At 66.2% G+C, this 14484-nt stretch carries 11 protein-coding genes and 1 pseudogene; 3 read left to right on the plus strand and 9 right to left on the minus strand.

The window, feature by feature from the left end; genetic code table 11:
* The 5 genes and pseudogenes from WB785_RS00040 to WB785_RS00060 form a co-directional block, all read right to left on the minus strand.
* Positions 1-430, minus strand: a pseudogene (locus WB785_RS00040) (N-acetyl-gamma-glutamyl-phosphate reductase); the annotation flags it as partial.
* A 57-nt stretch (positions 431-487) separates the two neighbouring features.
* Positions 488-2983: a phenylalanine--tRNA ligase subunit beta gene (gene pheT, locus WB785_RS00045; RefSeq protein WP_424076660.1), complete on the minus strand. Its 2496-nt coding sequence runs from the start codon at positions 2981-2983 to the stop codon at positions 488-490.
* Complete coding sequence (gene pheS / locus WB785_RS00050; RefSeq protein ID WP_424076661.1) at positions 2983-4035, minus strand: phenylalanine--tRNA ligase subunit alpha; 1053 nt, start codon at positions 4033-4035, stop codon at positions 2983-2985. The genes pheT and pheS overlap by 1 nt, the downstream gene beginning before the upstream one ends.
* 144 nt (positions 4036-4179) lie before the next feature.
* A complete protein-coding gene (locus WB785_RS00055) occupies positions 4180-4983 on the minus strand; it encodes a rhomboid-like protein (RefSeq protein WP_424076662.1) in 804 nt (267 codons plus the stop codon).
* Positions 4984-4992: 9 nt separating this feature from the next.
* Positions 4993-5817: an adenylate/guanylate cyclase domain-containing protein gene (locus WB785_RS00060; RefSeq protein WP_424076666.1), complete on the minus strand. Its 825-nt coding sequence runs from the start codon at positions 5815-5817 to the stop codon at positions 4993-4995.
* Positions 5818-6147: 330 nt separating this feature from the next.
* Between WB785_RS00060 and WB785_RS00065 the strand changes: the two genes are divergently transcribed.
* Complete coding sequence (locus WB785_RS00065) at positions 6148-7233, plus strand: oxygenase MpaB family protein (protein WP_424076667.1); 1086 nt, start codon at positions 6148-6150, stop codon at positions 7231-7233.
* On the opposite strand, the gene WB785_RS00070 is transcribed toward WB785_RS00065, so the two are convergent.
* The 4 genes from WB785_RS00070 to infC all read right to left on the minus strand — a co-directional run bounded on the left by WB785_RS00070 (position 7230) and on the right by infC (position 9323).
* Positions 7230-8015, minus strand: a complete 786-nt coding sequence (locus tag WB785_RS00070; RefSeq protein WP_424076663.1) for a TrmH family RNA methyltransferase — start codon at positions 8013-8015, stop codon at positions 7230-7232. The genes WB785_RS00065 and WB785_RS00070 overlap by 4 nt on opposite strands.
* 31 nt (positions 8016-8046) lie before the next feature.
* Positions 8047-8436, minus strand: coding sequence for a 50S ribosomal protein L20 (gene rplT, locus WB785_RS00075; protein WP_424076664.1), 390 nt, complete (start codon positions 8434-8436; stop codon positions 8047-8049).
* A gap of 64 nt (positions 8437-8500) precedes the next feature.
* Entirely contained in the window at positions 8501-8695 is a 195-nt protein-coding gene (gene rpmI, locus WB785_RS00080; protein WP_424076665.1) for a 50S ribosomal protein L35, read from the minus strand.
* A gap of 28 nt (positions 8696-8723) precedes the next feature.
* Positions 8724-9323 carry a translation initiation factor IF-3 gene (gene infC / locus WB785_RS00085; protein WP_424076668.1) on the minus strand — a complete coding sequence of 200 codons (600 nt, stop codon included), beginning with the start codon at positions 9321-9323 and terminating at the stop codon, positions 8724-8726.
* 370 nt (positions 9324-9693) lie between these two features.
* Between infC and lysX the strand changes: the two genes are divergently transcribed.
* Positions 9694-13032 (plus strand): bifunctional lysylphosphatidylglycerol synthetase/lysine--tRNA ligase LysX, encoded by a 3339-nt coding sequence (gene lysX / locus WB785_RS00090; protein WP_424076669.1) that lies wholly within the window; start codon positions 9694-9696, stop codon positions 13030-13032.
* 75 nt (positions 13033-13107) lie between these two features.
* A partial coding sequence (locus WB785_RS00095) for an alpha/beta hydrolase (protein WP_424076670.1) occupies positions 13108-14484 on the plus strand: 1377 nt, incomplete at its 3' end.

A 14484-nucleotide genomic window follows, 5' to 3' on the forward strand; every position in this document is an offset into this window, starting at 1 on the left:
CGCGGCGCGACTCTCGCCCGCCGGGCAGCTCGGGTAGCCCGTACGGCCAGCTGCCGGCGTGCTCGGAGCCGTAAAAGCGCTGCCATGCGCTTGGGTCAGCCAGACGGAAATCCGCGCCACAGTCCACCACCAGCGTCTGGGGGCTGAGCTGTTGCGCCAACGTGGCCGAATGGCCGTGCGGAAGCGCGAGGAAAACCACGTCGTGGCCATCCAGCACATCGACGTCGGTGGGCTCGAGCACCCGCCCCGCCAGCGGCAACAGGTGGGGATGGTGCTCGGCCAGGGTGCTGCCCGCGCTGGCGGCGGCGGTCACCGCGCCGATCGTCAGCCGACCATCCTGGTAGGCCGGGTGCCCGAGCAGTAGCCGCAGGATCTCGCCTCCCGCATAGCCGCTGGCGCCGGCCACCGCCGCACGTATCCCCTGGGTCACGCTGCCAATCGTTGCATGACTATGCATATCGTTGCAAATTCATTCTGCGGCGAGGATTCAGCTGCGCAGCACGGCGGCAACCCGCTCCGCCGCACAGCGCACCGCCGCGTCGCGGGCCGCGCTGGCCTCGTCTTCGGTGAGTGTGCGATCGGCCGCGCGGAACCGCAGCGCGAACGTCAGCGACTTGCGATTCTCCCCGACCTGCGGTCCGGTGTAGACGTCGAATAGCCAAACACCCTCCAGCAGCTCCCCGGCACCGTCACGGACCGCGTCTTCGACCGTCTGAGCGGCGACGTCCGCGTCCACTACGAGGCTGACATCTTGGAACACGGCCGGGAACGGCGAAACCCGCGGCGCCGTTAGTGCCTCGACGATGGGCATGGCGTCGAGGTTCAGTTCGACCGCGCAAGTGCCTTTGGGCAAACCGGAGCGCTCGATCACCGCGGGGTGCAGCTGCCCGGCATGGCCGATGAGCGTTTCACCGACCAGCACCTCGGCACAGCGGCCTGGATGCCACGGCAGATATTGGGCCGCGCGCAGCACCACGTCGATTCCGCTGGCACGGGCGATGATCCGGACCGCCTCGAACGCATCGGCCGCTTCCACTCGCCGGCCGTCGCCCCAGGGGCCGCGGGGTTCCCGCAGCCCGGTCAACACCGCGGCGACATGCTGGGGTTGGCGTGGCAGCGTGGCGTCGAGCTCGGCGATTTCCTCGTCGGTGGGACGGCGGTCCACCGGGATAAGCGCGAGGCCTTTGGTCAGCTCCGTCGGCTGCACCACCTGCGCGATGGCGTACAGCGCGACGTCGACGATGCCGCGGGACACGTTGCGCGCCAACGCTTCCAATACACCCGGCAGCAAAGTCGTGGCCAAATGCGGCCGGTCGGCCTCCAGCGGGTTGAGCACCTGGGTGGTGTGCCGCCGTGGGTCGTCGGCGGGCAGGCCCCAGGCGTCGAAAACGCCGGCCGGGAGAAACGGCGTCGGCAAGACTTCCACGTAGCCCGACAGCGCCAGCGACTTTCCGATCGCGCGACGGCGCCGTTGGTTGGCCGACAGGCCGCGTCCGGCGGGTGCCGCCGGCAGCACCGACGGGATGCGCTCCAGGCCCTCCAGCCGCAGCACCTCCTCGACCAGGTCGGCCGCCTGCAGCAGGTCAGGCCGCCAGCTGGGTGGCGTCACGGTCAGGGTTTCGCCATCAGCGGTCACCGCGGCGCCGATCTGAGCGAGTCGCCGGGCTGTCGTGCCTGGCTGATAGCTCACGCCGGCCGTGCGGTCCGGCAAGTCGGCGGCTATGCGGATGGGCGAGCCGGCCCAGTCGTCTCGCGGCGGGTCGCCGCGCCAGTCGGTCAGCTTTTCAGACACTTGGCCGCCGGCGATGTCGGCGAGCAATCTCGCGCAGCGATCCAGCGCCGCCACCGAGATGGCCGGGTCGACCTCGCGTTCGTAGCGACGGGCGGCCTCGCTGGGTAGGTGCAGCCGCCGCGCGGTGCGGGACACCGCCGCCGGATCCCACACCGCGGCCTCCAACAGGACGTCGGTCGAGTCGTCGCGCATCTCGGTGCTACCCGATCCCATCACGCCACCGATCGCCGCGGTCGCGACGTCATCGACGATCAGGACGTCGGCCGGATTGAGCCGGCGCTCGATGTCGTCGAGGGTGACCACGGTCTCGTCGGATCGGGCGAACCGCACCGCGAAGCCGCCGGTGATCCGTTTGAGATCGTGCGCGTGCATCGGATGGCCCAATTCCAGCATCACGTAATTCGTCGCGTCGACGGCCGGCGAGATGGCCCGGATACCCGAGAGCAGCAACCGGCGCTGCAACCACCACGGTGACACCGCGGTCGGGTCGATCCCGGTCACCGGGCGCAGCGCGAACCGGCGCACACCAGTCTCCGGCTGCACGGTCAACGGCCACGCGTCCGCCTCGCGAGGCAGCGCTGGTACCACGTCGCTGGAGGCCGGGTCGACGAAGTCCAGGTCGTAGGCGCAGGCGATCTCTCGGGCCAAACCGCGAACCGACATGCAATAACCCCGATCCGGGGTGATAGCCAGGTGAAAGACGACATCGTTGAGGCCCAACACCTCGACACCGACCGCTCCGGGTTCAGCCGTTCCCGGCGGCAGCACCAGGATGCCGGAATGGTCTGTGGCCAAACCGAGTTCGGCCGCCGAGCAAATCATGCCGTCGGAGGTGTGACCGTAGGTCTTTCGCTGAGTGATCGTGAGGCCACCGGGCAGCGTGGTTCCGGGCAGCGCCACCACGACGAGGTCGCCTGCGGCGAAGTTGGTTGCACCGCAGACGATTTCGCGTTGCTGGTGCTCGCCGACGTCGACTTTGCAGGCGCGGATCGGCTTTTTGAACTCGGTGAGCTCGTCGATGTGGGTCACCCGTCCAACGGTCAGTGGTCCGCTGACCGGGCCGAGCGTGATCACTTCTTCGACTTCGTGGCCGATGCGCAGCAGCGTCTGTTCGAGATCATCGGGCAGTACATCCCAGCCCGGGGCGCCGACCGAGACGACATCGCGTAACCAGCTGTAGGGGACACGCATCAGGCATCCACCCCGAACGGCAGCGAGAACCGGACGTCACCCTCGACCATGTCACGCATGTCGGGGATGCCGTTGCGGAACTGCAGGGTGCGTTCCAGCCCCATCCCGAACGCAAAGCCGGAATACATATGCGCGTCAATACCAACGGCGCGCAACACATTCGGGTTCACCATTCCGCAGCCGCCCCACTCCACCCAGCCGGCGCCTCCCCTCTTGTTCTCGAACCACACGTCGACTTCCGCGGACGGCTCGGTGAACGGGAAGAAGTGCGGACGAATCCTGGTGCGCGCCTGCGGTCCGAACTCGGCCCGGGCGAATGCGTCGAGGGTTCCGCGCAGGTGGGCCATCGACAGACGCCGATCCACCGCCAGCCCCTCCACCTGATGGAAGACCGGCGTATGCGTGGCGTCTAGTTCGTCGGTGCGGAATGTGCGACCGATCGAGACGATATACACCGGGAGCTCACGCTCGAGCAGCGTGCGCACCTGCACCGGCGACGTGTGGGTGCGCAGCAGCTGTCGTGAGCCGGCCGGAGCGATATAGAAGGTGTCCTGTTCGCCGCGCGCCGGGTGGTCAGGCTGGAAGTTGAGCGCATCGAAGTTGAACTGCTCGGTCTCGACTTCTGGCCCCTCGGCCAGTTCCCACCCCATCGCTATGAAGGTGTCGGCAACGTGCTCGGCAAGAATCGTGATCGGGTGCCGCGCACCGGTCGGTAGGCGGGTCGACGGCAACGTCACGTCGATGCGCTCGGCGATCAACACCGCGGCGTCCCGCTCAGCGCGCAAGGCCGCCAGTCGTTCGTCGTAACTTTGTTGAACGTCGCCGCGGCAGCTGTTCACAAGACGACCGGCGTCGGCACGATCGGTCTTGGGCACCGAGGCCAACGCCTGGCGGGCCAGCGCCAGCGGTGAACGATCGCCGAGGTGCTCGGTTTTGGCGCGTGCCAGTGCATCGAGGTCTGCCGCAGCTGCGAACGCTTGCCGCGCTGCGTCGACCGCTGCGGTCAACGCCTCCAGCGACAGGACTTCCGTTGACGGGGGCTTGTCACCCACGCGGCGACACTCTCCTTGTGGTGCTTCGGGGATTCGCGGCACGGCGTGACGCGCAAGTGCCGATCATATGTGGTCACGTCAGCGGCGATGGGAAGCCGTCGGCCCGTTTCGCCGTCCGACGCACCCGGGCGATCGGAATAGGCGTCAGCCGTTGAGGGCCGGTGCAGGAGCCGCCAACGCGGCCACCGGCAGCTGGCGGCGCATCGCACGCGCGCGGGCAATCGCGACAGCCGCCAAAGCGCCCACTAGGCCGACGGCGCCGCCGACCAGACTCGTCCACTGTCCGTGCGCCAACATCAGGAATCCAAAGCTCGCACCCACCCCCAGCAATGCGTAGCGCAGCCGGGTCCACTGGGCCGGGCCTACCAGCCGGGTGGAGACCAGCATGCCCAGCACCAAGGCGACGGAGTGCCCTACATCGGTGAAGTCGTCGCCCAGCGCCGCAGACGCGATGCCCACAGGAAGCCACCAACCTATCCAGGCCGGCCGCCAGGCGCGCGGGACGGCCGCGGTCAGCGCGCCCAGCACCGCCACCGCGCCATAGCTCACGCCGACATCACTGGCACGGGAGATCGACATCGGCAACCAGCCAAATTCGATCGCCGCGGTCAGTCCGGCGGCGACCAGCAGCGTCGTGCCGACATGCCCGGTGACAAACACCAAGGCCAACCGTCCGCTGCGCCAGGTCAGCTCGGCCAGGGCGAGCAGGCAAACCAAGCAAGGTAGCCAAAACCAAATGGGCCCCGAATCGGTGATGAATGCGCTACCGAACAGGGTCGCCAGGTGCCCGTGTGCCAGGTTGTGCAGGTTGGTGCTGGCCTGCCCAATCACGTGCTCGCGCACCCGTGGGCCGAGCACCACGAGCGCGACACTGACGGACATCAAGGCGAACGCGTAGCCGAGCGTGATCCGGACGCGCGCCACCCGCGACAAAAAGCCGAAAATCATCGCTATCTACTATGCCTGCGAATCGTCGTCGTCTGCACCGTCCAAACCTGAAAGATCCCTGACAGTTTCGGCCTTGACTTTAAGACGGTAAATGGCTAAATCGGCCGGCAGTCCGGGCGTTTTACCTGCGAAGACGGGTCGGTGCGCCCGTTTGGCGGTGACGCCCAATGCTTCCAAATCCGCCTCCGAAATCGCGTCCAGTGTGGCGCCCGACACCATTACTCCGCCCCGCGTCGCGCGCTCCATGACCCGGGCGGCGACGTTGACGTCGACGCCGAGCCAGTCGGAGGCCAAGCGCTGCGGGCGCCCGGTGTGAATTCCAACCCGCATCCGCGGCTGGTAGCCGTCGACGTCGACGGACTTCAATGCCCGCTTGGCGGCGAGTACCGCGCCGACGGCGACCAGCGGGTCGGCGAACACCGCCATGATGCCGTCGCCCATTCGCTTGACGATGTGCCCGCCGGCATCCAGCAGTGGCGGTTCCACCGCTCGCGCCACCCGCCGCAAAAGCTTGAGCGTCGCCTCGTCACCGGCTTGCAACGACCACGTCGAGAAACCCACCAAATCGGTGAAAACTAAAGTGACCTCGGGGTTTGCCGGGCGTCTTGAGACGCCTTCGGTCAACGCCTGCCACACCTGCAATGCGCCGAGACCGAATTCTCGAGACGCGCCACCGCGCTCACCCAACAGCCGGCCCGCGGCCCGGGCGGCGGCACGCGGGCCGCCCTCGCCCGCTGTTGACAATGGATCGCCGAATTCCGGATCGCCAGGCAAAGCGCGACGAGCTCGACGGATCAGTTCAATGACGCCCGGGCTTTGGTTCCTGGTGCGCAACCATTCCGTTGCCCGGTGTAGCGGCCTAGGCGACTGTTGTCGTAAACCAGGCGAATCCGGCGTGGTCGCCGTTTGCTCGGGCTCGCCGGACGCCTCGTAGGGCCCGAGTTCCACAGCGCCCAGGGTAAGTGCTGTCCGGACAGACCGGCAACGACCGCGGTCGTGGTGTACGCCACGTCTCGCAACAAACCGGCTGATCACGCGCTTACGACGCACGGGTCGAGAGTGGATAACAGCGTGTCGCCGCGCCCGTGGAAATGATAGACAACATCTGTTGTCAACATTATCGTGGAGTCACCGCTCATCTCCGACCAGGAGGCCGTGATGACCATGACGCCAATCACGCCGTTGTCGTCGGTGACGACTGCCGCGCCCGAGACGGTCGAGCACGGTGAGGGCAAACCGGCGGGCGCTCCGCTGGGACCGGACTCGCTGACCTGGAAGTACTTCGGTGACCTGCGCACCGGGATGATGGGCGTCTGGATCGGCGCGATCCAGAACATGTATCCGGAATTGGGCGCCGGCGTCGAGGAGCACTCGATCCTGTTGCGCGAACCGCTGCAACGGGTCGCGCGGTCGGTGTATCCGATCATGGGCGTCGTCTACGACGGCAATCGCGCCGCCCGGACCGGCGAGCAGATCAAGCAGTATCACCACACCATCAAGGGCGTCGATGCGACCGGCCGCCGCTACCACGCGCTGAACCCGGAGACGTTCTACTGGGCGCACGCAACGTTTTTCATGTTGGTGATCAAGGTGGCCGAGTACTTCTGCGGCGGGTTGACCGAAGCCGAAAAGCGTCAGCTGTTCGATGAGCACGTGCAGTGGTACCGGATGTACGGAATGAGCATGCGGCCGGTGCCCAAGTCGTGGGAGGACTTCCAGGAGTACTGGCAACGGGTCTGCCGCGACGAGCTGCAGATCAATCAGGCCACCCTGGACATCTTCCAAATACGCATTCCCAAACCGAAATTCGTGCTGATGCCCACCTCGGTGTGGGACCAACTTTTCAAGCCACTCGTAGCGGGGCAACGCTGGATCGCGGCCGGACTGTTCGAGCCTGCTGTTCGCGAGAAGGCCGGAATGCGATGGACTCCAGGCGACGAAGTGGTGCTGCGGCTGTTCGGCAAAATGGTCGAGCTGGCGTTTCTCGCGGTACCCGACGAGATCCGGTTGCATCCACGTGCGCTGGCCGCCTATCGACGGGCCGAAGGCCGCGCCGCAGTCGATGCGCCGTTGGTGGAGGCGCCGAGTTTCATGGCGCCGCCGCGGGACCGCCGCGGGTTGCCGATGCACTACTTCCCGCCCCGTACCCCACTGCCCAAGAGCATCATCGAGCGTGCCGGATCGCTGGTGCACACCACTTTTTCGCTGGCCGGGCTGCGGCCGGCGCGGGGTCGCGGCAAGGCCGCCTAACGATTACGGGCCGCCCGCTGGGCGCGTGCGCTCTGGTAGAGGCAAATCGCTGCCGCGGCAGCCACATTGAGGCTCTGCGCACCACCAGACATCGGAATGGCCACCCGGATGTCGGCTTGTTGGGCCAGCTGAGGTGACAAGCCGTGCGACTCGGCCCCGAACAGCCATGCCGTCGGCGCGGCGAGCTCGACATCGTCGAGGGACAACTCACCGTCCACCGTCGTGGCCAATACCCGCAACCCGCTAGCCTGCAGCGCGCTGACCGCCGCACCGACATCCGGCGCGACGACGACTGGGACGGCAAAGATGCTGCCTGCCGACGCGCGCAGACATTTTCCGTTGTACGGGTCGACGCTGTGCCCGCCGAACACCACCGCTGCGGCACCCATCGCATCGGCGATCCGAATCAAGGTGCCCGCGTTGCCTGGTTCGCCGATCTCCACTCCCACTGCGACGAGCCGCGGCGCATCGGTCAGCACATCGTCCAGGCTGAGGCTGGGCTGTTCGCACACCGCCACCAAACCAGCCGGAGTCACCGTGTCCGACAAGGCTTTTGCGGCGCGCTCGGTGATGAGGTTAACCGCGGCTTCTTGACCGTCGAGAAGAGCCGCGTAGCGCTGCGCCGCCGCCTCGGTGACGAAGACTTCGCGGATCAATCCACGCCCAGCGGCGGCCTCAACCAAGTGCGCGCCTTCCACCAGGAAGCGCCGCGCTCGGCGCCGGGCGACCTGCCGGTGAAGTTTGACCGCGGCGACCACCCGGGCCGATCGTTCGGTGAGCACCGGGCGCTAAACCGTCAACCGCCGGACCGGGTTACGCAGCCTCTCCGGAAGGCACGTTGACGTCATCGGGCAGAGCGGCTCGAGCGACACCGACTAGCGCGGTGAACGCCGTCGGGTCACTGATTGCAATCTCTGCGAGGTTCTTGCGGTCAACCTCGACACCGGCGGCCTTCAGGCCCTGGATCAGCCGGTTATAGGTGATGTCATTGGCGCGGGCCGCCGCGTTGATCCGGGAGATCCACAGCTTGCGGAACTCGCCTTTGCGCGCACGGCGGTCGCGGTACGCGTAGTTCAGTGAATGCAGTTGCTGCTCTTTGGCTTTGCGGTAGAGGCGGGATCGCTGGCCGCGATAACCCTTCGAAGCCTTCAGAATGGTGCGCCGCTTCTTCTGGGCGTTGACTGCCCGTTTTACGCGTGCCATGGGTGTTCCTATCGTCGTCTGGACGTAATGGGTGTTACGCCGCTGCCTTGGTTATGGGCGCTGGTCAGCCATTAAGCAATTTGTTGACCCGCTTGGTGTCGTTGGCAGACACGGCGGTACGCCCTTCCAGGCGTCGCATCCGGCGGCTCGACTTGTGCTCGAGCAGGTGCCTGCGATTGGCCTTCTGACGCACGATCTTCCCGGTGCCGGTGCGGCGGAATCGCTTCGACGCGCCACTGTGGGTCTTGGTCTTGGGCATCTGTCTTTCAGTCCTCTGTCTGTCTGTATCAGTTCGGCGATGGTTCGGTATCGGTGGTCGGTGCGGGCTGCGGTGTGGGGCCACTGGCCTGTTCGGCCGCACGCGCACGAGTCTTTGCGCCGCGGTGGGGTGCCAACACCATCGTCATGTTGCGCCCGTCCTGCTTGGCCGACGTCTCGACGAATCCATAGTCGGCGACATCGGAGCCCAGGCGTTGTAGTAGCCGGTAGCCCAATTCGGGCCGCGACTGCTCACGTCCGCGGAACATGATGGTCACCTTGACTTTCGATCCCGCCTCCAGAAATCGGATCACGTGGCCCTTTTTGGTTTCGTAGTCGTGATCGTCGATCTTGGGGCGCAGTTTCTGTTCTTTGACGACGGTCTGCTGCTGGTTCTTGCGAGACTCGCGCGCCTTCTGCGCCGCCTCATACTTGAACTTGCCGTAGTCCATGATCTTGCAGACCGGTGGCCTGGCGTTTGGCGCAACCTCGACAAGGTCGAGATCGGCATCCGCGGCGACGCGGAGGGCATCTTCGATACGCACTATGCCTACCTGCTCCCCTCCTGGGCCGATTAAACGGACTTCAGGTACGCGGATGCGTTCGTTGACGCGGGTCTCAGTGCTGATGGGGCCTCCTGGGTTAAATGTTGTCCAACCGCCACCGCCACCTGGCCCGTCAGAGATTCAACAGTGGAAAAGCCACGCCATCAGCAAAAAAGCCCTGCGTAAGCAGGGCCCGGTGCCGACCGATCACGGCAGAAGCCGCCTGCGTGATGCAGAACCGGCACACCGCTGGTGTGCCAGTGACCGGACCGCTGAGCCCTTCTTGGCCAACGGTGGGAGTGGGACTCCACTTGCTGTCTCTGGACTTCGCCGGAGACGGTCGCGGATGACAGTTTAGCAGTCACGACGCCGCGCCCGGCTCACCAGCACCGGCGAGCAGCCGACGCGACCAATTCCGTCCCGTCTGAGCATAGAAATTCCATAGCAAAACCGAATATCCTCGCGGTCTGTGACCCTCACTGCGTCTCGCCCGCGGAGCCGGTCGACTTCCCGGCTGCGCTGGGTGCCCGCGGCGGCCGGGTGGACGGTCGGCGTTATCGCCACGCTGTCGCTGATCGCCAGTGTGTCGCCGGTGATCCGGTGGGCCATCAAGGTGCCACGGGAATTCATCAACGACTACCTGTTCAACTTTCCGGACACCAGCTTCGCGTGGTCGTTCGTGCTGGCCTTGCTGGCCGGCGCCCTTACCGCGCGCAAACGCATCGGCTGGTGGCTACTGGTCCTCAACCTGCTGTTGGCCGCCGGCTTGAACATCGCCGGCCTGACCGCCGATGACGTCACCCCGCTGAGAAGGATCGGCGAGACCTTCGGGCTCGGTTTCCATCTGGCTGCACTCTTGGTGCTCGTCTTGGCCTACCGAGAGTTTTGGGCCAAGGTCCGCTCCGGTGCGCTGATCAAGGCGGCCGGAGTGCTGCTCACCGGCTGGGCAATCGGAATCCTGCTGTCCTGGTCACTGGTCGAAGCCTTTCCCCGCACGCTGGCCCGCGATGACCGGTTCTTGTATGTGGTGAACCGGGTGGTCGGATTCGCCGTCGCCGATCCCGGCACGTTTGTGGGTCGGCCGCACGTCTTCCTCAACGCGCTGTTCGGCTTGTTCAGCGCGATGGCGCTGATGGTCGCCGCGATCGTGCTGTTTCGATCACAGCGCGCCGAAAACGCACTCACCGGCGAGGACGAATCCGCGATTCGCGCGCTGCTCGAGCTCTACGGCAACAACGACTCCTTGGGCTACTTCGCCACTCGCCGAGACAAGTCGGTAGTTTTTGCGCCGAGCGGCCGCGCCGCGATCACCTACCGCGTCGAGGTCGGAGTGTGCCTGGCCAGCGGAGACCCGATAGGTGACCCACGCGCGTGGCCGCAGGCCATCGACGCGTGGTTGGCGCTGTGCCAGACCTATGGCTGGACGCCCGGGAACATGGGTGCCAGTTCGGCAGGGGCAAGGGCGTTTCGCCACGCCGGCCTCAACGCGCTGGAATTGGGCGACGAGGCCATCCTGCACACCGCCGACTTCGGGCTCTCCGGCCGCGAGATGCGCGGCGTGCGCCAGGCCGCAACCCGGGCGCGTCGCGCCGAGCTGACGGTGCGGATCCGCCGACACCACGACATCGAACCGGCCGAGATGAAGCGGGTGGTCGCCAACGCCGATGCATGGCGAGACACCGAAACCGAGCGCGGGTTCTCGATGGCGCTGGGTCGACTCGGCGACCCAGCCGACGGCGACTGCCTACTGGTCGAAGCCGTCAAGCCCGACCGCACGGTGGTGGCGATGCTGTCGCTGGTGCCCTGGGGCCGCAACGGCGTTTCGCTCGATCTCATGCGTCGTTCTCCGCACTCCCCCAACGGGACCATCGAGCTGATGGTCAGCGAGCTTGCGCTACACGCTGAGCGAATCGGCATCAGCCGTATCTCGCTGAACTTTGCGATGTTCCGGTCCGCCTTCGAGCAGGGCGCCCAACTCGGCGCCGGCCCGGTGGCGCGATTGTGGCGAGGCTTCTTGATCTTCTTCTCGCGGTGGTGGCAGTTAGAGACGCTGTACCGCTCGAACATGAAATATCAACCCGACTGGGTGCCCCGGTACGCCTGCTACGAGGACGCCCGGATGATCCCCCGGGTGGGCGTCGCCTCGGTCATCGCCGAGGGCTTCCTGGTGCTGCCGTTCACTCGGCGCAACGAACACCACACCGGGCATCACCCGTCGGTGCCGCCGACGCTGTTGACGAGCGGGCTTTTGCACCACGACGGCTCAGCACCCGACGTCGAGGCGTTGCAGCGGCACGACCTGGCAGCCGGCGACGAAGGCGGCCGCCGGCTGCCAGAACAGATGCGAGTTCGGCTGTCCAAGCTAAAGATGCTGCAGGACCGTGGCGTTGACGCCTACCCGGTGGGCCAGGCACCCAGCCACACGATCGCCCAGGCGTTAGGCAGCGACGACCAGACGACGCTGTCGGTGTCCGGCCGGGTGCTGCGCATCCGCGACTTCGGCGGCGTGCTGTTCGCTCAGCTGCGCGACTGGTCGGCCGAAGTGCAACTGCTACTGGAGAATTCAGTTCTCGAGCGCGGGCGCACCGGGGATTTCACCAAGGCGATCGATCTCGGCGATCTGGTCGAAGTGACCGGACAGATGGGATACAGCAAGACCGGGACCCGGTCACTGATCGTCCGCAACTGGCGACTGATCGGCAAGTGCTTGCGGCCGCTGCCCAACAAGTGGAAGGGGTTGACCGATCCGGAAGCGCGAGTGCGCAGTCGCTACGTCGACCTCGCGATCAATGCCGAGTCGCGCCAGCTGATCGCGGCGCGCAGCAGCGTGCTGCGCGCCATCAGAGAAACCTTGCACGCCAAGGGTTTCCTGGAAGTCGAGACGCCGATCCTGCAACAAATTCATGGCGGTGCCGCCGCTCGTCCGTTCAATACCCACATCAACAGCTACGACCTCGACCTGTTCCTGCGGATCGCGCCCGAGCTGTATCTGAAGCGACTGTGCGTCGGCGGAGTGGAGCGGGTGTTCGAGCTCGGCCGCGCTTTCCGCAACGAGGGCGTCGACTTCAGTCACAATCCCGAGTTCACCCTGCTGGAGGCCTATCAGGCGCACGCCGACTACACCGATTGGATCGACGGCTGCCGAGAGCTGATCCAAAACGCCGCCCAGGCCGCAAACGACGCGCAAGTGGTGATGCGACCCCGCCCGGGCGCCCCCGGGGGCGGCTTCGAAGCAGTCGACATCTCTGGTGTGTGGCCGGTGAAAACCGTGCACGAGGCGGTGTCCGAGGCGCTTGGCGAGCACGTCGACCCTGACACCAGTCTGGCCAAGCTGCGCAAACTGTCCGACGCCGCACACATCGCCTACCTGGCGCGCTGGGACGCCGGCGCGGTGGTGCTGGAGCTCTACGAGCATCTGGTCGAGGCTCGAACCGAGCGACCGACCTTCTACATCGACTTCCCGTTGTCAGTGTCGCCGCTCACCCGACCCCATCGCAGCAAAGCAGGCATCGCCGAACGCTGGGATTTGGTGGCATGGGGCGTAGAGCTGGGCACCGCGTACAGCGAGCTCACCGACCCGGTCGAGCAGCGACGCCGACTGCAGGAGCAGTCCCTGCTGGCCGCCGGCGGAGATCCCGAAGCCATGGAGCTCGACGAGGATTTCCTGCAGGCGATGGAATACGCGATGCCGCCCACCGGAGGTCTGGGGATGGGGATCGACCGCGTCGTCATGCTCATCACGGGCCGCAGCATCCGTGAGACGCTTCCGTTCCCACTGGCGAAGCCGCGGTAGCCCACGCCACTGGGTGCATACCGATTGAGCAACCGATGAATGAAACAGGTGCTCAACGCGCGCAATAACAGCACAATGGACTATGTGACGGGTTCAACGACGAACCTCGCTTTTTCAGTAGCGGCAGAGCACCACACGTCGCTGATGCACGGCTGGATTCCGGGCACGGTCCAGGCCATCAGCGTGACGGTGCTGCTGCTGGCGGTCGGGTGGCGATCGCGCCGCTGGCGGCTGGTGTGGCTGCCGGCAGCGGCAGCCGTCGGTGTCGGAGTGGCTGCTTGGGCGCACTGGTACATCACCACCGACGGCCTTGCCGACGACCCGGCGCCGCATTTGTTGTGGTGGTGGATCGCCTGCAGCGGCGCAGCGGTGGTGATCTTGTTCCTGGGTTGGCGTGGCACGGCCTGGTGGCGGCGCTGCGCGTCGCTGCTGGCGGTGCCGCTGTGTCTGCTCAGCGCGGCACTGGTGCTCAACCTGTGGGTCGGCTACTTCCCCACCGTGCAGACCGCATTGAACCAGCTCACCGCAGGGCCGCTGCCCGATCAGACGGACCTGGCCGCCGTCACCGCGATGGCGGCCCGCGGTGTGCAGCCTCAACACGGCAGCCTGGTGCCGGTGACGATCCCCGACGACGCGTCGCACTTCAAGCATCGCGGCGAACTGGTTTACCTGCCGCCTGCGTGGTTTGCCAGTACCCCGCCGCCACAGCTGCCGACGGTGATGATGATCGGCGGCGAGTTCAACACGCCCGGCGACTGGGCGCGGGCCGGCAATGCGGTGAAGGCGATCGACGAACTGGCGGCCGCCCACGACGGCAACGCTCCGGTATTCGTCTTCGTCGACTCCGGCGGAGCATTCAACAACGACACCGAATGCGTCAACGGGAGCCGCGGAAATGCCGCCGACCATCTAACTAAAGACGTTGTGCCATATATGGTTTCGAACTTCGGCGTCAGCTCCGAAGCGTCTCACTGGGGCGTCGTCGGCTGGTCGATGGGCGGGACCTGCGCGGTGGATCTCACGGTCATGCATCCCGAGCTGTTCAGCTCGTTTGTCGACATCGCCGGCAACATGGGCCCGGACGCCGGAACCAAGGCGCAGACCATCGTTCGGTTGTTCGGGGGCAACCCCGTCGCGTGGGAAGCCTTCGACCCGGCGACGGTGATCACCCGGCACGGCCGATACGACGACGTCTCGGGCTGGTTCGACATTTCGTCGGATAACGCGCCGAAACGGTACCGCAATCTCTCGGTGGACGACGGTGCGGTGGGGCTGGGCGGTCAAGACCACATCGGCTACACCAACGACCAGACCGCCGCCGCCGAGCGGCTGTGCAAACTGGGACGCGCCAACGGCATCGACTGCGCGATTGTCGCCCAGCCGGGCAAACACGACTGGCCGTTTGCAAGTCGGGCTTTCGCGTTGGCGCTGCCCTGGCTGGCCGGCCAACTG

The sequence above is a fragment of the Mycobacterium sp. genome (genome assembly GCF_049585075.1).
GTDB lineage: Bacteria > Actinomycetota > Actinomycetes > Mycobacteriales > Mycobacteriaceae > Mycobacterium.